This window comes from Winogradskyella tangerina (genome assembly GCF_003260205.1).
Taxonomy (GTDB): domain Bacteria; phylum Bacteroidota; class Bacteroidia; order Flavobacteriales; family Flavobacteriaceae; genus Winogradskyella; species Winogradskyella tangerina.
Map to the genome: position 1 here is coordinate 166,380 of NZ_QERF01000010.1, position 26,765 is coordinate 193,144.

General features: G+C 38.9%; 28 protein-coding genes. 20 read left to right on the forward strand and 8 right to left on the reverse strand.

All coding sequences use genetic code 11. The features are described from left to right. Position 1: 1 nt before the first annotated feature. From DDY94_RS14635 to DDY94_RS14665, 7 genes are all read right to left on the reverse strand, one after another. Positions 2-739 carry a hypothetical protein gene (locus tag DDY94_RS14635; protein ID WP_111685298.1) on the reverse strand — a complete coding sequence of 246 codons (738 nt, stop codon included), beginning with the start codon at positions 737-739 and terminating at the stop codon, positions 2-4. Between the two features lie 211 nt (positions 740-950). Then, positions 951-1,412, reverse strand: a complete 462-nt coding sequence (locus DDY94_RS14640) for a hypothetical protein (RefSeq protein ID WP_111685300.1) — start codon at positions 1,410-1,412, stop codon at positions 951-953. Between the two features lie 151 nt (positions 1,413-1,563). Beyond that, positions 1,564-3,291, reverse strand: coding sequence for an amidohydrolase (locus tag DDY94_RS14645; protein WP_111685302.1), 1,728 nt, complete (start codon positions 3,289-3,291; stop codon positions 1,564-1,566). 103 nt (positions 3,292-3,394) lie between these two features. Beyond that, positions 3,395-3,847 carry a GNAT family N-acetyltransferase gene (locus tag DDY94_RS14650; RefSeq protein WP_111685304.1) on the reverse strand — a complete coding sequence of 151 codons (453 nt, stop codon included), beginning with the start codon at positions 3,845-3,847 and terminating at the stop codon, positions 3,395-3,397. A 46-nt stretch (positions 3,848-3,893) separates the two neighbouring features. After that, positions 3,894-4,247, reverse strand: coding sequence for a TfoX/Sxy family protein (locus DDY94_RS14655; RefSeq protein WP_111685306.1), 354 nt, complete (start codon positions 4,245-4,247; stop codon positions 3,894-3,896). A gap of 11 nt (positions 4,248-4,258) precedes the next feature. Continuing rightward, positions 4,259-4,759 carry a nuclear transport factor 2 family protein gene (locus DDY94_RS14660; RefSeq protein ID WP_111685308.1) on the reverse strand — a complete coding sequence of 167 codons (501 nt, stop codon included), beginning with the start codon at positions 4,757-4,759 and terminating at the stop codon, positions 4,259-4,261. Positions 4,760-4,854: 95 nt separating this feature from the next. Beyond that, positions 4,855-5,628 (reverse strand): hypothetical protein, encoded by a 774-nt coding sequence (locus DDY94_RS14665; protein WP_157957341.1) that lies wholly within the window; start codon positions 5,626-5,628, stop codon positions 4,855-4,857. A 202-nt stretch (positions 5,629-5,830) separates the two neighbouring features. On the opposite strand from DDY94_RS14665, the gene DDY94_RS14670 reads away from it, so the two are divergent. From DDY94_RS14670 to DDY94_RS14745, 16 genes are all read left to right on the forward strand, one after another. Then, positions 5,831-6,451, forward strand: coding sequence for a DUF4230 domain-containing protein (locus tag DDY94_RS14670; protein ID WP_111685312.1), 621 nt, complete (start codon positions 5,831-5,833; stop codon positions 6,449-6,451). After that, complete coding sequence (locus tag DDY94_RS14675; RefSeq protein WP_111685314.1) at positions 6,448-7,020, forward strand: TetR/AcrR family transcriptional regulator; 573 nt, start codon at positions 6,448-6,450, stop codon at positions 7,018-7,020. Before DDY94_RS14670 ends, DDY94_RS14675 begins: the two co-directional genes overlap by 4 nt. A gap of 66 nt (positions 7,021-7,086) precedes the next feature. Beyond that, positions 7,087-8,160 carry a 1,2-phenylacetyl-CoA epoxidase subunit PaaE gene (gene paaE, locus DDY94_RS14680; protein WP_111685316.1) on the forward strand — a complete coding sequence of 358 codons (1,074 nt, stop codon included), beginning with the start codon at positions 7,087-7,089 and terminating at the stop codon, positions 8,158-8,160. Between the two features lie 87 nt (positions 8,161-8,247). Further along, positions 8,248-9,204 (forward strand): 1,2-phenylacetyl-CoA epoxidase subunit PaaA, encoded by a 957-nt coding sequence (paaA, locus tag DDY94_RS14685; RefSeq protein WP_111685318.1) that lies wholly within the window; start codon positions 8,248-8,250, stop codon positions 9,202-9,204. 12 nt (positions 9,205-9,216) lie between these two features. Then, positions 9,217-9,504, forward strand: a complete 288-nt coding sequence (gene paaB / locus DDY94_RS14690; RefSeq protein ID WP_111685320.1) for a 1,2-phenylacetyl-CoA epoxidase subunit PaaB — start codon at positions 9,217-9,219, stop codon at positions 9,502-9,504. Between the two features lie 83 nt (positions 9,505-9,587). Further along, positions 9,588-10,343 carry a 1,2-phenylacetyl-CoA epoxidase subunit PaaC gene (paaC, locus tag DDY94_RS14695; RefSeq protein WP_111685322.1) on the forward strand — a complete coding sequence of 252 codons (756 nt, stop codon included), beginning with the start codon at positions 9,588-9,590 and terminating at the stop codon, positions 10,341-10,343. 5 nt (positions 10,344-10,348) lie between these two features. Continuing rightward, positions 10,349-10,849, forward strand: a complete 501-nt coding sequence (paaD, locus tag DDY94_RS14700; RefSeq protein ID WP_111685409.1) for a 1,2-phenylacetyl-CoA epoxidase subunit PaaD — start codon at positions 10,349-10,351, stop codon at positions 10,847-10,849. Between the two features lie 84 nt (positions 10,850-10,933). Next, a complete protein-coding gene (locus tag DDY94_RS14705) occupies positions 10,934-11,716 on the forward strand; it encodes an enoyl-CoA hydratase-related protein (protein WP_111685324.1) in 783 nt (260 codons plus the stop codon). Positions 11,717-11,738: 22 nt separating this feature from the next. After that, positions 11,739-12,680 (forward strand): pyridoxal-phosphate dependent enzyme, encoded by a 942-nt coding sequence (locus DDY94_RS14710; RefSeq protein WP_111685326.1) that lies wholly within the window; start codon positions 11,739-11,741, stop codon positions 12,678-12,680. A gap of 74 nt (positions 12,681-12,754) precedes the next feature. Beyond that, complete coding sequence (locus tag DDY94_RS14715; protein WP_111685328.1) at positions 12,755-13,918, forward strand: 3-hydroxyacyl-CoA dehydrogenase NAD-binding domain-containing protein; 1,164 nt, start codon at positions 12,755-12,757, stop codon at positions 13,916-13,918. Continuing rightward, a complete protein-coding gene (locus DDY94_RS14720; RefSeq protein ID WP_111685330.1) occupies positions 13,908-14,315 on the forward strand; it encodes a PaaI family thioesterase in 408 nt (135 codons plus the stop codon). Before DDY94_RS14715 ends, DDY94_RS14720 begins: the two co-directional genes overlap by 11 nt. 48 nt (positions 14,316-14,363) lie before the next feature. After that, positions 14,364-15,572, forward strand: a complete 1,209-nt coding sequence (pcaF, locus tag DDY94_RS14725) for a 3-oxoadipyl-CoA thiolase (RefSeq protein ID WP_111685332.1) — start codon at positions 14,364-14,366, stop codon at positions 15,570-15,572. After that, positions 15,573-16,175: a short chain dehydrogenase gene (locus tag DDY94_RS14730; RefSeq protein ID WP_111685334.1), complete on the forward strand. Its 603-nt coding sequence runs from the start codon at positions 15,573-15,575 to the stop codon at positions 16,173-16,175. Positions 16,176-16,181: 6 nt separating this feature from the next. Further along, on the forward strand, positions 16,182-18,680 hold the full coding sequence (gene paaZ / locus DDY94_RS14735) for a phenylacetic acid degradation bifunctional protein PaaZ (protein ID WP_111685336.1): 2,499 nt from the start codon (positions 16,182-16,184) through the stop codon (positions 18,678-18,680). 86 nt (positions 18,681-18,766) lie between these two features. Next, positions 18,767-19,519 (forward strand): enoyl-CoA hydratase/isomerase family protein, encoded by a 753-nt coding sequence (locus DDY94_RS14740; RefSeq protein ID WP_111685338.1) that lies wholly within the window; start codon positions 18,767-18,769, stop codon positions 19,517-19,519. Positions 19,520-19,628: 109 nt separating this feature from the next. After that, positions 19,629-20,225, forward strand: a complete 597-nt coding sequence (locus tag DDY94_RS14745; RefSeq protein WP_111685340.1) for an acyltransferase — start codon at positions 19,629-19,631, stop codon at positions 20,223-20,225. On the opposite strand, the gene DDY94_RS14750 is transcribed toward DDY94_RS14745, so the two are convergent. Beyond that, positions 20,226-20,702, reverse strand: a complete 477-nt coding sequence (locus DDY94_RS14750) for an Lrp/AsnC family transcriptional regulator (protein ID WP_111685342.1) — start codon at positions 20,700-20,702, stop codon at positions 20,226-20,228. A 190-nt stretch (positions 20,703-20,892) separates the two neighbouring features. Between DDY94_RS14750 and DDY94_RS14755 the strand changes: the two genes are divergently transcribed. The 4 genes from DDY94_RS14755 to DDY94_RS14770 all read left to right on the forward strand — a co-directional run bounded on the left by DDY94_RS14755 (position 20,893) and on the right by DDY94_RS14770 (position 26,764). Continuing rightward, positions 20,893-22,182: a dihydrolipoamide acetyltransferase family protein gene (locus DDY94_RS14755; protein ID WP_111685410.1), complete on the forward strand. Its 1,290-nt coding sequence runs from the start codon at positions 20,893-20,895 to the stop codon at positions 22,180-22,182. A gap of 122 nt (positions 22,183-22,304) precedes the next feature. Further along, a complete protein-coding gene (locus DDY94_RS14760) occupies positions 22,305-23,372 on the forward strand; it encodes a branched-chain amino acid aminotransferase (protein ID WP_111685344.1) in 1,068 nt (355 codons plus the stop codon). A gap of 219 nt (positions 23,373-23,591) precedes the next feature. Continuing rightward, entirely contained in the window at positions 23,592-25,667 is a 2,076-nt protein-coding gene (locus DDY94_RS14765; RefSeq protein WP_111685411.1) for an alpha-ketoacid dehydrogenase subunit alpha/beta, read from the forward strand. A 35-nt stretch (positions 25,668-25,702) separates the two neighbouring features. Then, a complete protein-coding gene (locus DDY94_RS14770; protein ID WP_232817881.1) occupies positions 25,703-26,764 on the forward strand; it encodes a bestrophin family protein in 1,062 nt (353 codons plus the stop codon). Position 26,765 lies beyond the last annotated feature (1 nt).

Sequence of the window (26,765 nt, forward strand, 5' to 3'; positions counted from 1 at the left end):
ATCAACTTCCAGATTTATAAAAAGGCACTGTATTAAAGCAATCGGCCTCGGTGGCGTTGGCATAATCTGGGTTTCGTCTTTTGAACCTCATAAATTTTGAAGTGTCATAAACCTCCCAGATAACAAGTTCGTTATGACGACCCGTCCTTGTTTTAAGGTCAATTTCATTTTGTCTTATGATCTTTTCTACCGCCTCTTTATCGCCGATTTTCATCACCTTTCGTGAGCTATGTCCTTTGTAGATCTTGTTGACGATCCAATAGAATCGCACAGCCGGTTTTGGAGCATCAATTTCTTTTGGTTCAATACTATTTTCTTCCACAACACTGCCTTCAGCCTTAACCTGTGTTGTTAATTTCTGACCTTCGTCTAAGCTTTCAATTTGGTTTGAAGCAATATCTTTTGAAAAGTGATCCGTTGGTTTATGAAGGATCAAGGTTATAATAATGAGTTTATTATGCACCTTAACCTCTGTAACATATCTACCATTTGGAAAATCTGTTAATGGAATTTTCGTCTGTTTACTGTCAACGACTATTGATCTTTCAAAATTGTCATTAAATATTGCAACTTTGGTAATGTCTCGTTGACCTTCAAGAATTAAAGTATCACCGGTTTTATTTAAACTGTGTTTCAATTCTTCAGCTCGGTAATCGATATTTTGTAGCAGAGTAGCATTTTGACCATAGAAAAGTGTCGTCAAAAGCAAAAAAAGTATAGCACATCCTTTTTTCATCATAAGTAGGTTTTTGTTCGGGGGAAACAAATAATAATTAAATTATAAAAACCTTTTGAGGGTCTTGAGGTAAAGGTAACTATTGAATAGATCCAATTGCTACTATTAGGCTAAAGGGTATTTTTTTATGATAAAATGAGTGTGGTTTCGATAAAAGACGAAAATAAGTGACGAATGAAAGCGCGTTTTAAAGTGAAATGTATGTAGTCTATCTTCAGAATGTTACGTTAATTGTAGCGTCTAGATATCGCTTATAATTAGGTTGAGGAGCCAATTTTAATACCGCATCGATCCATGCTAAGCGTTCATGATTAATAATCTCTAATTCCCAAATACAAGGGGCGAGGCCGTTACCTGATAACTGTTCAAAATTATCGAGCTGATCATAGTTAGATTTAAAAATATGTGTGTTCAGCATATTGTCGCCAACCCACCAATTAATTAGTGTAAAAATACCTTCGGTCCCGGCATGTAAAATTAAAAATCCAATATGATTATGTTGGGCATTAAATCCATTATGAATTGCAAGCCATTCTGGTAATTTTTCTTTGACGTTTGAATAAAAATCTGAATAATCAAATTCGCCTTGCTTAGTAATGGTATAGACCTTAATCGACCAATCGTTTACCTTCAAGAGTTCCTTGAATTTTATATGTCGAGGTTTATATATTGCCATCAGATATTAGATATTTAGTTTAACAATTTGTAACGCATTGGTAATATTGCGATAATACTAGAATGTTATTTACAAACTATATTTGTGTCGCTATTAATCGTTATTGAAACATTAGTTGGGCCTTCGCAATGAGAAGGAAACTAGTGTTTTTTTATTTGTCTACACTGTAAACAACTTCTCCATTGAATATGGTCATTACAACCTTAGTGTCTAAGATCTTAGATTCTTCAACCGTCATAAGATCCTGGTCGTAAATTGTGAAATCTGCTAACTTACCTGCAGTAATTGAGCCTTTAATATCTTCTTCAAAAGCCCCATAGGCAGCATCTAGAGTATAGGATCGCAACGCCTGAGTTCTTGTCATTTTTTGTTCAGGTTCATAGCCGCCTTCAGGAGTTCCTTTCAAGGTTTTTCTGCTTACACTGGCATAGAAACTTGCAATAGGATTTATGGGTTCTACTGGAACATCTGTGCCATTTACAATCGGGACACCACTTTGAAGCAGATCTTGCCACATGTAAGCACCTTCTTTAATCCGTTTTTCACCTAGTCGATCAATTGCCCATGGACGATCAGAAGACATATGAACCGCTTGCATTGCCGGTATAACCTTCAAGGCCGCGAAACGTGGAATATCATCTGGATGTAAATGTTGTGCGTGTTCTATTCTGAATCTGTGATCGGTTGCAGCCTCAGGCATTTTTTCAAATGCCATTTCGTAGCGATCTAGAATTTCGCGATTAGCACGATCACCAATGGCATGAGAACAAACTTGAAAACCATTTTTAAGTCCATTAAATGCGGTTTCTTTTACAAATTCCATTGGTAAGGTTTCATGCCCAAAATGATCAGGGCGATCTGAATATGGTTCTAGCAGCCACGCGCCACGTGAGCCAAGAGCGCCATCACAATTTAATTTAACCGACCTAATGGTGAATAAATGATCTTCATCAATCATTACTCCTTTTTCGTACCAAGTACTCAGTAGTTCCTTGTCCCATCCAGTAAGCATGGCATAAATTCGCGTTTGCATTTTACCTTCAGATTTCATTTTCTCATAAAGTGCAATAGTCTCTTTTGGAATACCAGCATCATGAAAACTTGTGATTCCATTTTTATGGCAAGCTTCAACAGCAAGATCAAAAGCCTTGATATCACTTTCTGGAGTCCGTTCTGGAATATGTTGAGTAATTAAAGTCTGTGCACGCTCATTAAATACACCTGTAGGTCGCCCAGATGCATCAACCAATACTTCACCACCTTCAACTTCATATTTTCTTACACCATCTAACGAAAGGTCTAATAAGCCTGCAATTTCCATTGCTTTTTCATTTGCAAAACCTGCATGTCCACTAGCATGTCTTAGATAAACTGGGTTGTCAGGAGAAATTGCACTGAGCAAATGATGTGTTTGAAATCCGAGGACAACTTCAGACGGCATACTATCCCACTTGCTTTGGTGCCAGCCACGGCCGGTGATCCATTCACCTGGCTTACTTGATTTAACGCGTTCAGCGACGGCATCGATAATGGCTTGATAACTTGTAGTATTCAATAGATCTAAATTGAGTTCATTGTAGCCCAATCCCATAAAATGACCGTGGCCTTCAATTAAACCTGGGGTCATGGTTTTACCTTTTAGATCGATTATTTCGGTTTGTTCATTTTTATAAGTTTCAGCTTCAGCAAGCGAACCTGCAAATAGAATTTTGTTGTCTTTTGTAGCTACGGCTTCAACGGTTACAGAAGTAGAATCTACCGTATAAATAGTGCCTCCATAAATGAGCATGGTGGCGTATTCTTTCTCTGGATTTGTACAAGCAATTGTGGTGACAAGAGCCAAAATTACAATGGCAAATAGGGATAATCTAGATTTCATATAAGGTTAGTTTAAAAGCCTAAGTTACGAATAAATCAGGTATTTGACGACCGAGTTTTCGAGGATACTTTCGTTCTATTAGAGGATCTTAATCAAGAATAACTTATGCAAGCTTTATTTCATAAATGCGTGAAGTTTCTCCCCATGGGTGAAAACCATCTCCAACGTATTCAAAATCAAACTTTTCGTAATAACCGATATGACTTGTGCACAAATACAGATAGTTAAAGCCTAACTTTTTTGTATCGCCTTTTATTTTTTCAATTAGCAAATTACCATAAGAATTACCGCGGTAATTTTCGTCAATAAACAAGCCACAGAGCCAAGGATAAAGATCACCACGACTAATAAAATCGTTAGTTATGAGTCCGGCACAGCCAATAATTTCGTTGTTGTGTTGTAGTAAATACCATTGCGGCAAGGCATTTCTTGCATTAATACTGTGAGCTATTGCATCTTCATAAATTTCGGGAAGAACGCTTTTCCAACGCTCCTGAAAATATGTAATGGCTATATCTATAAATTCTGGTTGCTCTCTGATGGAGATTATGTTCATCTTTTTGAAATTGTTCCGAAGCAATTTACATCATAAAGAATTAGCATTATGGTTTTTGATATTGAGATTTATTATAGTCAACTGCTTTGGTGACCCAATAGTCGAGATCTGTATCGAGATCAAATCCTTCAGGAGTAATAAAAATATAGCCTTTCATAGGTCTACCTGTAAAATCCATTGGTAAACATTCCTCTTTGTGAATTTCTTGGTCGTAGGTGTCAACTCCGATTTTCGCCATAAGTAAGCTATCACCATATTTTTTATCGATATGAGTACCGCAGCACATCTTATCATTGACCATAAAAACCAGTCCACCCATCATTTTTTTAGCATAAAAGGGCACATTTTTACTAGAAATAATCTGATGGATTCTATCGCCTAAGTGTTCATCATATGCCATATTTCTTTGGTTTAGTTGGTTTCAGGTTTATTTGTTGAAGTGACACAATCAATTTTCCATTGATCACCATATTTTCTGTATATGGCGGTCCAAGCAAAATGTGTTTCGCTTTGCGTTAATTCGCCGTCTTCATTTTCACTTGTAATTGCAACGATCTTATCAACAATGGTGTAGGCCATCGTGCCGTCATCAGAAAATTTTATGACAGGTTCAGAGACATCATCCCATTTTAAGAATTCTACGCTCGAAAAATAACCATGATACCTCGAAATTGTTTCGCCTTTTTCAGGTTTACTAATGATACCACGATTAACAGAAATGAAATTATCTGAAAGTTGATCTGCAAATGCGATGGAATCTTTCTTGAAATGATAATGGCGTTGTGCATGATGAAGGTCGAGAATTTTGGCTTTTTCAGATTCTAAATCCACAGGATGTTCAGAATTACAGGATAAAAACAAGAGTGCAAAAAGCAACAGCAGAAATGCTCTGAATGTGATGATTGATTTCATAATGAATTTAGCTTAGTCCTACTAATTTAGGCAAATGCGTAGAAAACTAATTCCTTTTGGCAAAAGTTTATGACCAGATAGAAAATGCCAGGGAACTATTTCAAATTCACTGCAATTGTAGTGCTTGAAGTAACATAAAACGGAATAACATTGAACAGATCTGAAGACGTAGAATTGATATAATTGGGATCAGCTAGTTGGGCACGTAAGAATTTTGCCGAATCATAAACTTCCCAAACTTTTAATTCATTCGTTTTGCCAGAGCTATTATTGGCTTCCAATTTATTCCTTTTGATCAATTTTTTGGCCAGGGATTCATCGACCAATTTCATGGTTTTACTTGAACCAGTTTTATCGTTGATTTTGAGAATTACCCAAAAGAATTTTTTATTGTTGTCGATTGCATTGTGCTTATTCGGAGAAAGCATGTTTTCAATTTTAATGTTCGACGAACCATTAATGGGTTTCATGTTTTCATCTAACATAATAGCACTATCATAAGATGCATTTTTGCCGTCCTTTGTAGAGTTCTGTGATGAGGTGTCATCTCTTTCATAGCGTACAATTTCCATCAAAATAACTTTGTCTTCGAGTTTAGCTTCAACTACAAATTCTCCAATTGGCAAGTCAGAAATTGAAATTTTAGCATCGGATTGATCAAGCATTACTATTTTTTCGAAATCTTCATTAAAGATTTCAACCTTTAAAATCTTTTGTTCACAACCTAAAACTAAACTATCTCTAGTTTTATTGAGTTGATGTTTGAGTTCCTTTGCTTTCGGATTGAAATTTTTGAGCAGCACAGTATTCTGACCATTAAGACTAATAGTCAAAAACAACATAAGTAGCGAAAATAGTGTCTTATACATAATGATCACATTTAGATTTGAGGCTATAATATGCTATGTATCTACTACTAAAGTTACGGGCTTTTAGCGAAGGATTTACAGATTTAAGATGTTTTGCAATTTTCTGGGATGATATACTTCGAAATAAGATGTACAGCAAAAAAATAGGATTTAATAACCCCTTTTTTTGACCGTTTAAACGGTAATTTAGTTAAATTAGCCTATGCGAAAAATTCTATTTGGAGTTGTCATAACCCTAGTCGTCTTATTCACTTTTAAATACTGTGGGGAAAAATCTGAGGACAAAATTGTGCTTCAGGAAAACTCAACATTAATTCAGGAGCAAATTAAGAATGTGGGGAAACTTGTAGTCACAGAAGGACATTTTAGTGAGGTGTTTACCTATAAGAATTCCAAGTCGATATTTGGTGATTGGCTTGAAGCCGAAAAACAGGCCATTGTAATCGTAAATGCAGATGTCACCGTCGGATATGATCTTAGCAAGTTAGAATATAAAATCGATGAAGATTCTAAAACGCTGCAAATTCTGAATATTCCCGATGAAGAAATAAATATTAATCCAGATCTTGAATATTATGATATTCAGGCAGATTTCTTAAATCAATTTGAAGCCAAAGACTACAATGACATCAAAGAAACGGTAAAAGCTTCTCTTATGAAAAAAATTGATAGTTCCGAACTAAAGTCGAACGCACAAAATAGACTGCTTAGCGAGTTATCTAAATTTTATATCCTAACAAAATCCTTAGGCTGGACACTGAAATACAATACAACACCGATTGAGTCTATAGAATCTTTTAAAACCATCGACTTCAAACTTTGAGTAAAACTGAAACCCGAAAAGATGAAATCATTAGAGTAGCCGCAAGGTTATTCAAGGAGAAAGGATATAGCGCAGTAACTATGCGCGATCTCGCTGCAGAAATGGGTATTAAAGCGGCAAGTTTGTACAACCATATCAATTCTAAACAAGATATTCTCGATGAGATCATCATCAATCTAGCTGAAGCTTTCACGGCAGGAATGAAGGAGATTCAGACTTCTGATCAGAGTTGTATAGGCAAACTAAAAGAGATCATCGAGTTACATGTGAAACTTTCTAGTCAGAACATTTATGGCATGGCATCACTAAATAATGATTGGATGCATCTCACAGAAAAACGCGCTTATTATAAAAAACTACGAACGGATTACGAAGATGACTTTAGGCATATTCTAGAAGAAGGTATTACTTCCGGAGAAATCATAAACGAAAAGCCTGAAGTAATGATGTTTTCAATATTAACGACACTGCGCTCACTTTACATTTGGATACCGAAGAAAGAAGATCTAGATCTTAAAGAACTAACAACATCACTCCATCAAATCCTAATTACCGGAATTAACAAATAGTTTAGATTTAATTTTATAACTTTGCTGAATAAACTAACAAGTGTTAGTTTGAAATTTTATAATTGAATGGCGGAGTTCCATAACTTAAAAGTTGAAGATATTTACAAAGAAACAGAAGATACTTCTGTGGTTACTTTTGAAGTACCTTCAAATTTAGTAGAGGCGTTTAAGTTTAGACAGGGACAACATCTTACCCTGAAAGCTGATATCAATGGCGAAGATGTACGCCGTTCATATTCGCTTTGTTCAAGTCCTAACGAAGCCAAGTGGCAAGTTGCGGTCAAACAAATCCCTGGTGGTAAATTTTCAACCTATATCAACGAAGAGCTTCAGACTGGAGATGTTATTGAAGTGATGGCACCAAGTGGCACATTCGGAGTAGATAGCCATGCGGATAACGACAAAAACTATTTATTCTTTGCCGCTGGAAGTGGAATTACACCCGTAATATCCATGATAAAAACACATCTGGAAGCTGAACCTAATTCTACTTGCAAGTTATTTTATGTGAATAAGACCGCAAAATCAATTATCTTTAAGGAAGAACTTGAACAACTTCGGAATAAGTACTTCGGAAGACTTGAAATATATTATTTCTTAACTCAGGAGCGTCGCGATATTGAATTATTTAACGGACGATTCGACGATGATAAAATGAAAGTCCTCACTAAGACCTTCATCGACATTCCAGATACCAACGAAGTATTTTTATGTGGTCCTGAAAAAATGGTGAACTACGTAAGCGAATATTTGATCAATGCAGGATTGCCCAAAGAATTAGTTCATTTCGAATTGTTTGTTACAGGTTTATCCGAAGAGGACATTAAACGCCAAGAACGTTTAGCAAAACAAAACGTAGAAGGTACAGAAGTGATCATTGTCGATGGTGGAAAGGAATTCTTATTCACCATGACGAGCGATTACGACAATATCCTCGATGCAGCATTAAATGCTGGTGCGGATTTACCATTTGCCTGTAAAGGTGGTGTTTGTAGTACCTGTAAATGTCAGGTGACTGAAGGTGAAGTTGAAATGAAAATCAACTATGCTTTAGAAGATAAAGAAGTCGCCCAAAATTTTGTTTTAAGTTGTCAGGCTGTGCCAACAACTGATAAAGTAGTCGTAGACTTTGATGTCTAGTTTGAAGCATCAAATCAACATAAATGAAAAAGAAATTAAATTAAAATTTGCTTGTGGACTTGAGCCAATAGCACAAAGCCAAAAAAAATGAGTGAAGAACAAATTAGAAGTTTAGAAAGAAATTTTAATGAGCGTATTGAGCGCGATGAAAAGATCGAGCCTAAGGACTGGATGCCAGAGAAATACCGCCAGACTCACATCCGACAAATATCTCAACATGCCCATTCAGAGATCGTCGGAATGCTTCCAGAAGGTAACTGGATCACACGTGCGCCATCTCTTAGACGTAAAGTAGCGTTGTTAGCAAAAGTACAGGATGAAGCTGGTCATGGACTCTACTTATATAGCGCGTGCGAAACGCTTGGTGTAACTAGAGATGAATTATACGAGCAATTACACACGGGCAAAGCCAAATACTCTAGTATTTTTAATTATCCAGCACTAACATGGGCTGATATGGGTGCTATTGGTTGGTTAGTTGATGGTGCTGCAATCATTAATCAGGTGCCACTTTGTAATACTTCTTATGGCCCATACGCCAGAGCAATGATCCGTGTATGTAAAGAAGAAAGTTTTCACCAGAGACAAGGCTTCGAGATCATGTTGAAATTGGCAAATGGTACACCAGAACAAAAAGAGTTGGCACAAGATGCCTTGAACAGATGGTGGTGGCCAAGTTTAATGATGCTAGGACCAACGGATGATAAATCGGTTCATACTGAGCAATCCATGAAGTGGAAACTTAAACGTAAAACAAATGACGAATTACGTCAGCAGTTTATTGACCAAACTGTGCCTCAAGCCGATGTTCTCGGATTAACAATTCCAGACCCTGATTTAAAGTGGAATGAAGAACGCCAGAGTTACGATTTTGGTGAAATCGATTGGGACGAATTCTGGCAAGTAGTTAAAGGTCATGGACCAATGAATAAAGAACGTATGAAGGCACGTGTTGGTGCTTGGGAACGTGGAACATGGGTGCGCGATGCAGCTATGGCTTACGCAGAAAAGAAACGTGCAAGAAAAGAAAAAGAAGCAGTTTAAAACAACAACGATATGGCAACAAAGAATTGGCCTCTATGGGAAATCTTCGTTCGAAGTAAAAACGGATTGGAACACAGACATTTTGGAAGTTTACATGCTGCAGATGCCGACATGGCACTCGAAAATGCTAGAGATGTCTACACGCGTCGAAATGAAGGCGTAAGCATTTGGGTTGTAGAATCAAAGCATATTACAGCTTCAAACCCAGAAAACAATGGCGAGTTATTTGAGCCTGCTCAAGATAAAGTATATCGTCATCCTACGTTTTATGATGTTCCAGACGAAGTAAAGCATATGTAATTCAACGTTGATATGCTCGCATGAATTGTCACACTGAGCGCAGTCGAAGTGTTGCACATGTTTCCTATCATAAAAGTCAAAAAATGAAAAACGAAAATTTATACAACTATATTCTCGGTATCGCTGACAATAGTTTGATCTTAGGTCAACGCCTAGGTGAGCTAACAGGCCATGGTCCAAACTTAGAAACAGATATTGCTTGTACCAATATTTCACTAGACTTATTTGGTCAGGTAAGAAGCTATTTTCAATATGCAGGAAAGATCGCTGGTGACGGACGCTCTGAGGATGATATTGCCATGCTCAGAAAAGAGCGCGAATACAAAAACGTACTTCTGGTAGAACAACCAAATACTAATTTTGCATACACCATAGCAAGGCAATTTTTGTTTGATGCTTATCACTTGGCCTTCTTAAAGGAGTTGCAAAAAAGTCCTGATCTAACCCTATCTGCGATCGCTAACAAATGTGTGAAGGAAGTAAGTTACCACGAACGATTCTCCTCTGATTGGGTGCGACGACTAGGTGATGGCACTGAAGAAAGCCGAGAGAAAATGCAAGAAGCTATTAATGACCTTTGGATGTACACAGATGAATTATTCCATCAAACGGAAGCAGACAAAGCAGTCGTAGCAGAAGGTATCGGCGTAGATGTGACTAATTTGAAAACTGCTTATTACGCTTATGTTGCCGAGGTTTTAGAAGAGGCAACTTTAGAAGTGCCAGAAACCAAGTACTTCCAAAAGGGAGGTAAAAATGGTGTTCATACAGAGCATTTGGGATATATTTTAGCAGAATTACAATATATGCAGCGCACCTATCCGAATATGGAGTGGTAAAATATATGACAATCACAGAGCAACATATTGACGACATATTAATTCCAATACTAGAAGAAGTTTCGGACCCAGAGATTCCTGTATTGTCTATTATGGATATGGGTGTAGTGCGTTCTGCAAAGTTAATAGATGGAAAGGTTAAGGTCGAAATTACACCGACCTATAGTGGTTGTCCGGCAATGGACGTGATTGGAGATGACATTAAAACGGCATTGAAGAAGGCAGGATATGAAGCAGAGATCGATCTTATTTTACATCCTGCATGGACAACAGATTGGATAACGCCACGTGGTCGAAAAGCGCTTGAGGATTACGGCATTGCAGCGCCATTAGAAGCTGATGCTGATAAGGCAGTTTTACTAGAAGGTAAACGATTGGTAAAATGTACTAATTGCGGTTCTCATAATACAAGGATGGTGAGTCAGTTTGGTTCTACAGCTTGTAAAGCACAGTTTCAGTGTGATGATTGCCAAGAGCCATTCGATTACTTTAAATGTTTGAAATGATATTCTGAAGTTTCTCAATGTTTTCAGAAAGACTTTAGACCAGATAACAACTAACTAAAAATCAAATAAAAAGAGAATAAAGGTATGAGCAATTCCATTCTTTTAAAGATTGAGAACAAAGTAGCACACATTACGCTCAATAGGCCAGAAGTTTTCAATAGCTTTAATCGTGAAATGGCCTTGAGTCTGCAAGAAATCCTTAACCAATGCGAATCAAATTCCGAAGTAAGAGCTATCGTTCTTACAGGAAATGGAAAAGCTTTTTGTGCCGGACAAGATCTAAAAGAAGTCACCACGCCAGAGCTTAATCCAGGATTCAAAAAAATATTAGAAGAGCACTACAATCCTATCATAAAACAGATCCGAGAAATCAGAAAACCGATAATTGGCGCCATTAATGGTGTAGCCGCAGGAGCTGGCGCAAACATTGCCTTAGCTTGTGATATCGTAGTTGCGCACGAAAAGGTAAGCTTTATTCAGGCCTTCAGTTTAATTGGTTTAGTGCCAGATAGTGCCGGAACCTATTTTTTACCGCGATTAATTGGTTTTCAAAAAGCGCAAGCGCTAGCGATGCTTGGGGATAAAGTTTCTGCAGAAGAGGCAGAACGCATCGGAATGATCTACAAAGTGATTCCAATAGATCAGTTTCAGGATGAGGTTCATAATTTGGCTGAGAAATTAGCTAATATGCCAACAAAGGCTTTGGGAATGATCAAGGAATTATTTAATGCATCGATGACCAATTCATTAGATGACCAATTAGATATGGAGTCTAAATATCAAATCGAAGCAGCTCAAAGTGAAGACTATAAAGAAGGTGTTGCGGCATTTATTGAAAAACGCAAACCGAATTTTCAGGGTAGATAAAAACTAAAAAGTGTCCCCAGGAATGGACAATTTAAAAAACAGTCTTACAGAAGTCCACAACCGAATAAAACCATTTATTCATAAAACACCTGTATTAAGTTCGAGCTTAATTAATGCTATGATTGGCGCTGATCTGGTATTTAAGTGTGAAAATTTTCAGAAGATGGGTGCTTTTAAAATGCGAGGCGCTGCCAATGCTATTTTGTCCTTGTCTGAAGAAGACAGACAAAAAGGAGTGGTTACACATTCTTCAGGAAATTTCGCCCAGGCGGTCTCTCTTGCTGCCAAATCATTGGGAGTTAAAGCCTATATCGTAATGCCCGAAAATGCGCCACAGGTTAAAAAGGACGCTGTAAGAACTTATGAAGGTGAAATTATTGAATGCAAATCTACACCGCAGGCTAGGGCGTCAACAGCAGAAAAAATAAAAAACGAAAAAGGAGCGTCTTTTTTACATCCTTCTAATCAGGATGAAGTGATCTATGGAAATGCAACAGCAGCAATAGAATTATTAGAGGAATGTCCAGAATTAGACGTAATTTTAACACCAGTTGGAGGAGGCGGATTAATTGCTGGAACGGCATTAGCTGCAAAAGCATTTTCGAGTAAATGTAAGGTGATTGGTGGCGAACCAATGAATGTCGATGATGCCTATCGTTCCCTAATATCTGGAAAGATTGAAACTAATGAGCGTTTTGATACGGTTGCCGATGGATTAAGAACACATCTGGGCGATCGTAATTTTCCAATTATTAAGGACCATGTAGAGCGAATAATTCGGGTAGAAGAAGATGAGATCATTCATGCTATGAGAATTATTTGGGAACGAATGAAGATTATTATAGAACCTTCGTGTGCAGTGCCTTTTGCGGCAGTGATGAAAGAAAAAGAAACGTTTAAAAACAAAAAGATAGGGATCATCTTATCGGGCGGAAATGTCGACGTTAAGAAGTTACCTTTTTAAATAAAATTAGTCCTTAGATATTACACTAAGCATAGTCGAAGTGTAGGTGAAGGACCATTTTGTAAACAACTAAAATGAATATAGGAATAATAGGATCGGGTACAATGGGAAGCGGAATTGCACAGGTTGCAGCAACCGCAGATTGTCAGGTAAAACTATACGATACTAATGATGCTGCGCTAGACAAAGCAAAGGCCTCTCTTGAAAAAATTCTCAGTCGTCTCATTGAAAAAGGCCGAATTGATAGTACCGAAAAGCAAAGAATTCAGGCTAATATTTCATACGTTAATAGTCTTAAGGATTTATCCGATTCTGATCTCACTATAGAGGCGATCATTGAAAATTTAGACATCAAAAAGAAGGTGTTTTCAGAATTAGAATCTTATGTTTCCGACGATTGTATTATCGCTTCAAACACCTCTAGTTTGTCGATAGCTTCTATTGCTGCCTCCTTGCAAAAACCAGAACGTTGTATCGGAATTCACTTTTTCAATCCAGCGCCTTTGATGAAATTGGTTGAAGTAATTCCAGCCATTCAAACCTCAAAGGAAGTGCTCGATATTTCAGTAAAAACTATTTCAGATTGGAAAAAAGTAGTTGCAGTTGCTAAGGATACACCTGGTTTTATTGTTAACCGTGTAGCACGACCGTTTTATGGCGAATCCCTTCGTATTTATGAAGAAGGCATCGCCGATTTTGCAACTATCGATTGGAGCTTGAAAACATTAGGCGGTTTTAGAATGGGGCCATTTGAGTTGATGGATTTCATCGGGAACGACGTCAATTATACGGTCACCGAAACGGTGTTTACAGCTTTTTATTTCGATCCACGTTATAAACCGGCATTTACGCAAAAACGCTTTGCTGAAGCAGGTTATTTAGGGCGCAAATCAGGAAGAGGTTATTATAACTATGCTGAAGGTGCTTCCAAGCCGGAGCCCAACGAGGATAAAGAATTGGCGCAGCGAATTTTTGAGCGTGTGTTAGTGATGCTAATTAATGAAGCTGCGGATGCCTTATTCTTGAATATTGCTTCAGCCGAAGACATCGATAATGCCATGACCAAAGGAGTGAATTATCCTAAAGGATTACTTGCTTGGGCCGACGAAAAGGGTATTGATTGGTGCGTTTCTCAATTAGACGAGCTTTATAATGAATATCACGAAGACCGCTATCGTTGCAGTCCTTTATTGCGAAAAATGAATAGGGAAAATAAGACGTTTTTTAATGAAAGGTGAAGCAATTCCATATAAAATGTTAAGTCAAGATGCCTTCAGTCAATGGCTGGGGATAGAGATTTTGGAATGTGAAATCGGGCGTTGTAAAGTTGGTATGACCATTAGAAAAGACATGCTCAATAGCATGAATTTCGTGCATGGAGGCATTAGTTATTCACTGGCAGATACTGCCTTCGGTTTTGCAGCCAATACGCATGGTAAATACGCTGTCTCAATCGAAACGAGCATAAATCATATTGAGGCCTTAGAGGAAGGTGATGTTTTGGTAGCTGAGTCGGTTATTGAAAAAGTGAATAATAAACTAGGGTTCAATATTGTTGAGGTAAAGCGCGGGGACGAATTAGTTGCGCTGTTCAAAGGTGTGGTTTACAGAACACAAAAAGAGTGGGAGGAATAATAAAACAAAGTAATAAATAATATAAAACCTGTTTTTCAGGCATATAAAATGAAAGAAGCATATATCATAGACGGTGTTCGTACACCAATAGGAAATTATAAAGGAACACTTTCGGCCGTTCGGACAGATGATTTGGGTGCGCTTGTAATTTCTGAAGTTATAAAACGAAACCCCAACATTCCGAAAGAGGCTTATGACGATGTCATTATGGGATGTGCTAACCAAGCCGGTGAAGATAATCGTAATGTAGCACGTATGGCGTCCTTACTAGCAGGTTTGCCATTTTCCGTACCTGGTGAGACGGTAAATAGATTGTGTAGTTCGGGGTTGTCGGCTATAATTCACGCCAATCGTGCGATAAAAGCAGGTGATGGCGATGTTTTTGTTTCTGGTGGCGTGGAAAATATGACCAGAGGACCTTACGTTATGGCGAAACCTTCTTCAGCTTTTGGTGGCGATTCTAAAATGTATGATTCTACTTTTGGATGGCGTTTTGTCAACCCTAAGATGCATGAAATGTATGGCACAGATGGTATGGGTGTTACTGCTGAAAATTTAGTAGAGAAGTATAATATTTCACGCGAAGATCAGGATGCATTTGCTTATTGGAGTCAGATGAAAGCCTCGAAAGCTCAAGAGAATGGACGCTTAGCTAAAGAAATCGTAACCGTAGAAATTCCGCAACGCAAAAAAGACCCTATTCAATTTTCAAAAGATGAATTTATAAAGCCAGGTACTTCGAAAGAAATACTTGCAAAATTAAGACCTGCTTTCAAAAAGGAAGGCGGAAGCGTAACTGCTGGAAATTCCTCAGGACTCAATGATGGTGCGGCGGCAACGATTGTAGCTTCAGAAGATGCCGTAAAGAAATATAACCTAAAACCTTTAGCCAGAATCGTGAGCTCTGCAGTTGTTGGAGTGGAACCTCGAATCATGGGCATCGGTCCAGTTCAGGCATCTAATAAAGCGCTTGAAAAAGCCGGTTTAACCATGGATGATATAGACATTATTGAACTAAATGAGGCCTTCGCTGCGCAGGCATTAGCGTGTACAAGAGCTTGGGGACTTGCTGATGATGATCCAAGAATAAATCCAAACGGCGGATCTATAGCCATTGGTCACCCACTTGGAGTTACCGGAACACGAATTGCTTATTCTGCCGCTTTAGAATTGCATGAGCAGCAAAAACGCTATGCTTTGGTGACCATGTGTGTTGGAGTCGGTCAAGGATATGCTGCAATTTTAGAACGCGTATAGATGAAGATTTTAGTTATAGGAGGAAACGGTACCATTGGTAAAAAGGTATGTGAGCGGTTAAAGCTAAAGCACGAAGTGATCGTTGCAGGGCGGACCGCTGCTGATGTTTCAGTGGATTTCTCTGATGCTAAGTCTTTAGAAACAATGTTCAAAACAGTTGGTAAATTAGATGCAATTGTCGCCATCGCCGGAGATGCCAAATGGGATAAGCTAGATAACCTGTCGGAAGATGACTTTTATATCGGAATAAAAAGTAAAATGATGGGTCAGGTGAATACCGTTAGAATTGGTAAGAACTATCTAAATCCTGGTGGATCAATAACGCTATCTACGGGTATTTTAGCTGATGATCCTGTGGATATGACAACGAGCGCAGCCTTAGTCAATGGTGCTATTAATAGTTTTGTAAAGGCCGTCGCACTCGAACTCGATGAAGGTAAACGCATCAATGTGATCTGTTCTGATTTGGTGGAAGATTCTTATGAAAAATATAAAGACTATTTCCCCGGAAATACGCCAGTGCCAATGCACAAAATTGTGGATGGATACGTCAAGTCTATTGAAGGAAAAATTACAGGAAGAATATTACGAATAATGGCTTAAGTTATTATGGAAAAAATACAACATTATGTTCAGGGAAACTGGACAACAGGTAAAGAGGACGGTACTCCAATTTTGGATGCAGTCACAGGCGAAGCTTTTACAAGCGTTGCCATTGAAGGATTAGATATTCCTGAAATTCTCAACTACGGACGAACCAAAGGTGGTGAAGTTCTTCGGAAAATGACCTTTCAAGAACGTGGCAATATGCTTAAGAAATTGGCATTATATCTTTCTAAACGAAAAGATGCTTTCTACGACTTAAGCTATAGAACTGGCGCCACAAAAGTGGACAGCTGGATTGATATTGAAGGTGGTTTCGGGAATCTCTTCGCTAATGCATCCTTAAGAAAATTATTTCCTAATCAACCTTTTCATGTGGAAGGTGATCCTGTAGATCTTTCAAGGGGTGGACGTTTTATGGCGCATCATATCATGGTTCCAAAAAAGGGTGTTGCAGTTCATATTAACGCTTTTAATTTCCCGGTCTGGGGAATGCTCGAAAAATGCGCAGTTAACTGGATGGCCGGAATGCCTGCGGTAGTTTTACCCGCACCGTCATCGTCGTATTTGGCAGAAGCGGTTGCCAGAACGATCATTGATTCTGGAATTCTCCCAGAAGGCGCACTTCAAATAATTAACGGTACTGTAAGAACGATTTTAGATACTGTAGAATCTCAAGATGTAGTCACTTTTACGGGCTCAGCAGCAACAGGAAGATTGCTCAAAGCACATCCAAGATTGATTGAAGAATCAGTGCCATTTACAATGGAGGCCGATTCATTAAATGCTTCTATTTTAGGTGAGGATGCTGTACCAGGAACTCCTGAATTTGATCTGTTTATCAAAGAGGTTAGGAAGGAAATGACCGTGAAGGCCGGACAAAAATGTACGGCAATCCGTAGAATCATTGTACCTGAAAATCTAGTTGAAGACGTTCAAATTGCTTTAGGTAAAGCACTAGATAAAGTAACCATTGGTGATCCAAGACTCAAGGAAGTCCGAATGGGTTCTCTTGTGAGTCGACAGCAAGTTCAAGCAGTAAAAGATTCTGTGAACGACTTAGCGAAGGAAGCACAGATTGTCTATGGAAATTTAGACAAGATAGAAACCATTGGCGCAGACGCAGAAAAAGGCGCTTTTATTAGTCCGATTGTCTTACGAGCTGACCAGCCTTTCAAAAATACCATCATTCATGAACGTGAAGCCTTTGGTCCGGTGAGCACAATTATGCCGTATAAAACTCTTGATGAGGCTGTGCAATTAGCACAGATGGGTAAAGGATCTTTAGTGTCTTCAATCGCAACTTTTGATGATAAGATCGCAGCCGAATATGTGGTGAATGCAGCAAGTCATCATGGACGAATCCTAGTCATGAATCGCGAAATGGCAAAGGAAAGTACAGGTCATGGTTCACCATTACCATATTTGGTTCATGGTGGTCCTGGTCGAGCAGGTGGCGGTGAAGAAATGGGAGGAATGCGAGGAATTAAGCATTATTTGCAGCGTACCGCCATTCAAGGTTCGCCAACAACCATCACAGAAATTACAGGAATTTATCAGGCGAATGCCAAGTATAAAGAAGCCGAACAGCATCCATTTAAGTACCATTGGGAAGACATTCAACCAGGAATGTCAATGAAAACCCATAAGCGTACGATAACAGATTCTGATATCATTAACTTTTCAAATTTAACCTGGGATCATTTCTACGCGCATACCGATATTACGTCCTTAGACGGTAGTATTTTCGAAAAGCGAACAGCTCACGGCTATTTTATCATTGCTGCAGCAGCCGGATTGTTTGTTTATCCGAATAAAGGCCCTGTTTCGGCAAATTATGGATTAGAAGAATGCCGATTCCTGCGTCCATTATATCATAATGATACCATTTATGTAAGGCTAACTTGCAAGCAAAAAGTAGATCGAGATGTTGCTTCTGCTGAACATCCGAGCGGAATTGTAAAATGGTTTGCTGAAATTTTTGATGCTGAAGATGAATTGGTTGCGGTAGCAACTGTTTTAACTATGGTTCAGAAGAAACAGGAAACTTTTGTGGAGATCAACAGAGCAACAATTGAAGGATATCTAAGTAAACTAACTGAAGATACCAAGCCACTTTGGGGTAATATGACAGCACAGCACATGCTTGAGCACTTGGAATACTCAACGCGAATTTCGGCTGGTGAAATTCAGGATTTTGAATTTTCTACACCTGAAAAGATCATAGAAAAGGTAAATGCTACTTTGTACAATTATGAAAAAATGCCGAGAAATTTCGGAGCGCCGCCTAGACTAGAAGAAGAACTGAAAACCCTAACTCACGATAGTTTAGAAACGGCTAAGCAGCAGTTACTCGAAGCATATGATAATTTTGAAGCGTACTTTAAAGAGCATCCTGAGGCAACCTTGAAAAATATTGTCTTTGGAAATCTTAATCGATACGAATGGCATTTATTCCACAGAAAACATTTCAATCATCATTTTGAACAATTCGGATTACTCTAAATAGATATTATCATAGCGGTAGGAAGAATTTAAATAGAATTAGAAAATAAATTTAGACTCCACAATTAGGAGGAATAAGAAATAACATGACACAACCATACGTAAAACAAACTATTGAAAACGGTGTAGGCTATATAGAGTTTTTTCATCCTGCACATAATTCATTACCGGGAGATATTTTAGCTCAACTGGCACAAACGATCACAGACGCAGGCACAAATGATGCTATTAAAGTCATCGTTTTAAAAAGTGGTGGTGATCGCACATTTTGCGCTGGTGCTAGTTTTAAGGAACTTATCAATATCAACGATGAGGCTACAGGAAAGGTCTTCTTTTCCGGATTTGCAAACGTCATCAACGCCATGCGTAAATGCCCGAAGTTTATTATTGGGCGTGTTCAAGGTAAAACTGTGGGTGGAGGCGTAGGTGTAGCATCTGCGACCGACTATTGTATGGCTACTAAATTTGCCGCAATTAAGTTGAGCGAACTAAATGTTGGGATCGGTCCGTTTGTAGTTGGACCTGCCGTTGAACGCAAGTTAGGATTAAGCGGTATGTCGCAAATTGCTATTGATGCCAACAGTTTTTATCCGGCAGAATGGGCAAAACAGAAAGGTTTATTTACCCAAGTTTTTGAAACAACAGAAGAGCTCGATGAAGCCGTTAAATCCTTTGCGGAAAATCTATGTAATTATAATACCGAAGCCATGAAAGAAATGAAACAGATGTTCTGGAGAGGTACAGAAGATTGGGATACCTTATTGGCTGAACGTGCAGCCATCAGTGGCCGTTTAGTGCTAAGTGATTTTACCAAAGAAACATTAAAGCGTTTCAAGTAAAGGTATATCTTCCTTCGCATAGAGAAAAAGCAGACGTTTTAAATGTGATTGAAATAAAAGTTAATACAGTTAGTAATCTTTCCCTTTTGGGAAAATTAAAAGGGGCCATATGATTTATGAATTCCAAGGCTATATTCCAGTAGTTCACGAGAGCAGTTTTGTGCATCCTTTGGCCGCTGTAACTGGCAATGTGATCATTGGAAAGAATTGTTATATCGGACCAGGCGCTGCTATCCGCGGTGATTGGGGACAGATCATCCTAGAAGATGGTGTTAATGTTCAAGAGAATTGTACGGTCCATATGTTTCCCGGGAAATCTATCGTCCTTAAAGAAAGTGCACATGTAGGTCATGGTGCAATTATCCATGGCGCCAATTTAGGTAGAAATTGCTTAATAGGCATGAATACAGTGATTATGGATGATGCTGAAATTGGCGATGAGTGCATTGTCGGTGCAATGGCTTTTATCAAAGCAGAAACCATTATCCCGAGACGAAGTTTGGTCGTCGGTAATCCGGCCAAGGTTATTAAGGAAGTTTCTGATGAAATGATCGCTTGGAAAACGAAAGGCACCGAATTATATCAGCAATTGCCTCGAGAATGCCATGAAACACTAAAAGAGGTCGAGCCTTTACGCGAAGTGCCAGAAAACAGAAAAATGCAGGAGGATACTTATAAAACCCTCAGAGAAACCTTCAAAAAATAATTAGAGTACTCTACTAATGTCGATCTCATTCGTTTCTTTCCCAGTAGAAAGCGTAATCAAACTTTGAACATTACCGAGGTATGGCAATAGGGTTAATTTCGAAATGATAAAGTGTTCATAAGCTTCGATATCTTCAACAACAAGCTTTAACAAATAATCAAAATTACCGCTCACGCGATGGCATTCTACAATCTCTGGAAAATTGTTGATTTCCTTCACAAATTTTTCAAGATAACTACGTGTATGTCCTTGAAGTGTAATGCCAATAAAAACTGTAAGTTTTAGTCCAATCTTCTTATTGTCGAGTACAGCAACATACTTTTTAATAAAACCTTCGCGTTCAAGCTTTTTAATACGTTCAAAAACAGGAGATGTGGTCATGCCTAATTCTTCAGCAATGCTTTTGGTGGTGCGGTTGCTGTCTTTTTGGAGAATTCCGAGAATTTGAGTATCGATCTTATCAAGAATATAAGCCATAAGAATATTATTTTTTAAATCTTTGACTACACAAATATAAAAGGAAATATTTCTTTTAAATATAGTATTTAAAGATATTATTCCTTTTTATTATGAATTTAGAAGTTATTAACAATCGAAAAACGCCGTAATACCTATCTTTGTTTCTTGTAATTTAAGTTAGAAACCATTGGAAAATTTCGAATTTAAAATGCCTAAGTTAGGGGAGAGTATCACCGAAGCGGCGATCATAACTTGGTTTAAAAATGTTGGTGATAAGGTCGAGGAAGACGAAATGTTATTAGAGGTTGCTACGGATAAAGTAGACTCTGAAGTGCCGTCCAATGTCACCGGTATTATTGAAGAAATTCTATACCAACCGAACGATGTCATAAAGATTGGCGAGACCATCGCGATCATCAAAGTAGATGGTACAGTAGCATCAAAGCCTAAATCAAAAGGTACTGATAAGCAAGCTCAGAAACCAGAAGCAGCTAAGAAGAAAACCGCTAAACGACCAAAACCAAGTATGGCACAACCCGCTGTTGCTTCCGCTTCGTTTTCTACAGCAAATTCGAATACATTTTTTTCACCATTGATCATTTCCATTGCTAAAGATCACCATATTAGTTTTGAAGAATTAGCAAGAATCCCTGCAACAGGAAAAGAAGGACGACTAAGAAAGAGCGATGTTTTCAATTATATCGACGAAGGAAGACCTTACAAGTTCGCACAGCCTGTAGTGCAAGATCCAACGGCATATCGCATTCCACAATTAACCTTTGATAAAGGCAAAGGAAAGATTGTAGAAATGGATCGCATGCGTCAAATGATCGCTGATCATATGGTGTATTCAAAACATACATCACCGCACGTCACAGCTTATGTTGAAGCTGATCTTACCAACATGGTACAATGGCGCAATGCAAACAAAAAAGCCTTTCAAGATAAATATGGCGAACGCCTAACCTTTACACCATTATTCGTTGAGGCGGTGGCAAAAGCGGTAAAGGATTTTCCAAATATCAACGCCTCAGTCGATGGGAAGAATATCATCGTAAAAGAAGACATCAATATCGGAATGGCCACAGCATTGCCTAGTGGAAATCTCATTGTTCCTGTAGTGAAAAATGCGGATCAAAAGGATTTACTCGCCTTAGCCAAAGATGTAAACGAATTAAGCGGAAAGGCCAGAGACAATAATTTACAAGCTGACGATATCCAGGGAAGTACCTTTACCATTTCAAATGTTGGAACTTTTGGAAGTGTGATGGGTACGCCTATTATAAATCAGCCAGAAGTCGCTATTCTGGCTCTAGGGATTATTAAAAAGCGACCAGAAGTTATCGAAACCGAAAATGGTGATGAAATTGCAATCAGAAGTATGATGTATTTGTCATTGTCCTTCGATCACCGTGTGGTGGATGGCTTTTTGGGTGGAAGTTTTGTACGACGTGTCGCAGACTATTTTGAACAGTTTGATACAGACCGAAAAATATAAAATAAACGTCACTTCGAGTGATTTGTGAAGTATGAACATTAGTATCGAGAAGCGCACCTAAGTAGGTGCTAGGTACATCATTGAGTTCCAAATTTCACTCCAACTGATAAAAGTATATAATTATGAATTACACAATTCCGATTACCAAAGTAGAGCAATCAAAGATTGATGCCTTAGATTTCGACAATATTCCTTTGGGAACAACTTTTACTGATCACATGTTTATCTGTGATTATGAAAATGGAGCATGGGTGAATCCTAGAATTATCCCAATGGGAATGATCCCAACCCATCCTGCAGCCATGGCGCTGCATTACGGACAAGCAATTTTTGAAGGTATGAAAGCTTACAAGGACACCCAAGGAGAGCCGATGTTATTCAGACCAGAGCAAAATGCAAAGCGTTTAAATACAAGTGCCGATCGTATGGGGATGCCTAATTTTCCCGAAGATCTATTCGTGGAGGGATTAAAGGAATTAGTAAGCTTAGAACATAATTGGATCCCGCCACAACAAGGCAGCGCACTCTATTTAAGACCATTTATGTATGCTGACGAACCGTTCATCGGAATGCGTGCTGCTACCAGTTATAAGTTCATAATTATGGCATCGCCAGCCGGACCTTTTTTTAGCAAACGCATAAAACTTTGGGCCGAAAAGCAATTCATTAGAGCTGCACACGGTGGTACTGGCGAAGCTAAGGCCGCAGGGAATTATGCCGCTGCAATTCGACCGACAGAATTGGCCAAGGCAAAGGGCTACGACCAGGTGTTGTGGTTAGATGCACACGAGCACAAGTATATTCAAGAGGTAGGCACCATGAATATCTTTTTCAAGATCAATGGGGAATTTATCACGCCAGAATTAGATGGTTCTGTACTTCACGGTATCACGCGTGCTAGCGTCATCGATTTACTGCGATCCATGGGATATAAAGTAACCGAACAGAAGATCACTTTAGATCAGATCAGAGAGGCTTCAAATAAAGGGACTTTAGAAGAAGCTTTTGGTACCGGGACGGCAGTAGGCATCGCCTATATTCAAGAAATCGGGCTAGAGGGAGAAACCATTCACGTATCCGATGAGAGCCCGGTGGGATTGAAAGTCAACGATACGCTCAACGCGATAAAAACAGGTCAGATTGAAGACACTTTCGGTTGGATGCTTAAAACCAGAAAAGAATTGGCATAGTCTAATTTTGAGCTATTTAATGTAGCTAATGTTAATTTGGGCGTTACCATCTTTCACGTAAGTTTCAGATGGTCGGGCTTTCGGCAGTCGCTCTCTCTGAGGAGCTCCAACAAAGCCTCAATCCCTAACGCAAAATGGACGGGTAGTCACATAAAAAAGAAATGGGTGTAAATGAAAACAACAACTAATGAGATTCTTGCTGACGCAAGTACAACAACCATGAATAAAGACATTCTCAAAACAGGATTTTCAAAACTTTGCACTGCCAAAGCTATGGCAGAATTGTATGAAGCAAATTTCAAGCAAGTATCAAAATATGTACATGCCACATCTCGCGGTCATGAGGCCATTCAGGTAGCTTTAGGGATGCAGTTATTGCCTCAAGATTATGCCTTTCCTTACTATAGAGATGACGCCATGTTATTGGCCTTTGATCTCGAGCCCTACGATCTTATGCTACAGCTTCTAGCAAAGCGCGACGATCCGTTTTCAGGTGGACGTACTTATTATTCGCATCCAAGCTTAAAGGATGCTGATAAACCAAAAATTCCTCATCAATCATCAGCTACGGGGATGCAGGCTATTCCTGCCACAGGAACTGCAATGGGTATGCAATATTTAGAAAAGCAAGGACTGAGTAATTCTATAGTCGAAAATAACAATCACAAGGATTCTCAAAAAAAACCTATTACCGTTTGTTCATTAGGTGATGCCTCAGTGACCGAAGGCGAAATTGCTGAAGCCTTTCAGATGGCAGCTTTAAAGCAGATGCCAATTTTGTATCTAGTCCAAGATAATGGTTGGGACATTTCTGCCAATGAAGCCGAAACTAGAGCTCAAAATGCCGCAGAGTATGCAGCAGGTTTTCATGGATTAGAAGCCATTAGTATCGACGGAGCTAATTTTATTGAAAGCTACGAAACCATTGAAAAGGTAATTGCCACTATCCGCGAGGAAAGACGCCCGTTTTTAGTTCATGCCAAAGTACCTTTGCTTAATCATCATACGTCTGGTGTTCGTATGGAATGGTACCGAGATGATTTAGATGAAGCACGTTCGCGAGATCCGTATCCAGTGTTGAAACAACAATTATTAGATAATGGTTTCACTGAAGCTGAGGTTGAAACTATCGAAAATGAGGCCATACAAAAAGTAGCCTCAGATTTTGAAAAAGCCTTTCAGGCTGAAGACCCAAAACCTCAGGATCTTTTCACACACGATTTTGCACCAACGACCATAACTGAAGAAGTAGGAATTCGAGAGCCAGAAGGCGCTGATAAAGTGGTGATGGTAGATTGTGCACTTTTCGGAATTGAAGAATTAATGCGCGAACACAAAGAGTGTTTGCTATACGGGCAAGATGTTGGTGGGCGATTAGGTGGTGTCTTTAGAGAGGCGGCAACCTTAGCACAAAAGTTTGGTGACGACCGTGTGTTTAATACGCCGATTCAAGAAGCTTTTATTGTGGGAAGCACCGTCGGAATGTCGGCTGTCGGTTTAAAGCCAATTGTAGAGGTGCAGTTTGCAGATTACATTTGGCCAGGTCTCAACCAATTATTTACAGAAGTGAGTCGTAGTTGCTATCTCACCAATGGTAAATGGCCTGTGAGTATGATTCTGCGAGTGCCTATCGGAGCCTACGGAAGTGGTGGCCCTTACCACTCGTCTTCAGTAGAAAGTGTAGTGACAAATATTCGTGGGATAAAGATTGTTTATCCAAGTAATGGGGCTGATCTTAAAGGGTTAATGAAAGCGGCCTATTACGACCCAAATCCTGTGGTGATCTTAGAACATAAAGGCTTGTATTGGAGCAAGGTAAAAGGTACTGAAGGCGCAACATCTGTTGAACCTGCAGAAGACTATATTTTGCCATTAGGAAAGGCCTGGTTATTACAAGAAATTTGGAAGCAAGATGATGTTGAAACCTGTACCATTGTAACTTACGGCATGGGAATTCACTGGGCGTATAATGCAACAGGGGAATTAGGTATGCGCGACCAAATAGAGATCATTGACCTAAGAACTTTATATCCTCTCGATGAAGAGACTATTATGACTTCCGTTAAGAAAACAGGGAAGTGCCTTGTGGTTACAGAAGAACCTTCGAATAATAGTTTTGCAAGAGCCTTGGCTGGAAAGATTCAAGAAGTTTGTTTCAAATATTTAGATGCGCCGGTAATGACCATTGGAAGTGAAAACATGCCTGCAATTCCGCTCAATTCAACCTTAGAGGAAACTATGATTCCTTCCACAGCAAAAGTGAAGGCTAAAATTGAAGATTTGCTAAATTACTAGGCTTTCGTATCTTAGGCATATCAAAAATTATTTGAATGCTAACTAAGAAACGGTACTCGGTCAAAGACATGGTGCTTTGGACCCGTGGTGAAACGTTAATCTATCTCCTTTACGCCGGAATTATTACCGTACTTTATCAGGTTTTTGGCTTTACTTTTCTTAATGTACCTTGGACGCCAGTCGCATTAATTGGTACTGCGGTTGCTTTTCTTGTTGGTTTTCAGAATAATTCTGCCTACGGCCGAATTTGGGAAGCCCGTATGATATGGGGAGCCATAGTTAATACATCGCGGACTTGGGGTATGAAAGTTCAAGATATGGTAACCAATGAGTACTGCGACGCTTCAGTCTCAGAAGACGAAATAAAACAGCATAAAAAAGTCTTGGTATATCGGCATATTGCATGGATGACCGCCTTACGCTATGCCATGCGTCAGCGTAAAAGTTGGGAAACACAGCATAAGGCCAAAACAAACCGTGAATGGCGCAAAATGATCCATATTCCTGAGGAGGTTTCAACTCTTGAAGATAACTTAATGATGTATTTATTGGAAGAAGAGAGACAGTATGTGTTGTCTAAAAGTAATAAACAGACTGCTATTCTTTACTTACAATCTAAACATATCCGTGAGTTAAAAGACCAAGGTTTGATATGGAAATTTGCCTTCCTAGAACTAGAAAATGTTTTAGAATCTTTATTCACGCATCAAGGGAAAACAGAACGTATTAAAAACTTCCCTTATCCTAGACAATATGCGAGTTTAGGTTTATATCTCACGCGAGTATTTGCAATTCTACTTCCATTTGGTCTTATTCCTGAGTTTGCAGAAATAGGGGAGACCATGGTTGATGACTTTTTTCTCGTTGGAAAATATTTTATTTGGATAGCCATTCCATTTTGTGCTACTGTTTCATGGGCATTTCATACCATGGAGCGCTTGGCAAGAACAGGAGAAAATCCTTTTGAAGGTGGTCCGAATGATGTTCCTATTTCCACAATTTCCAGAGGTATAGAAATTGATCTAAGACAAATGTTAGATGAAGACCCTGATGAGATACCGAGTCAATTCCCTGAAGATAAAAATGTGCAGATGTAAA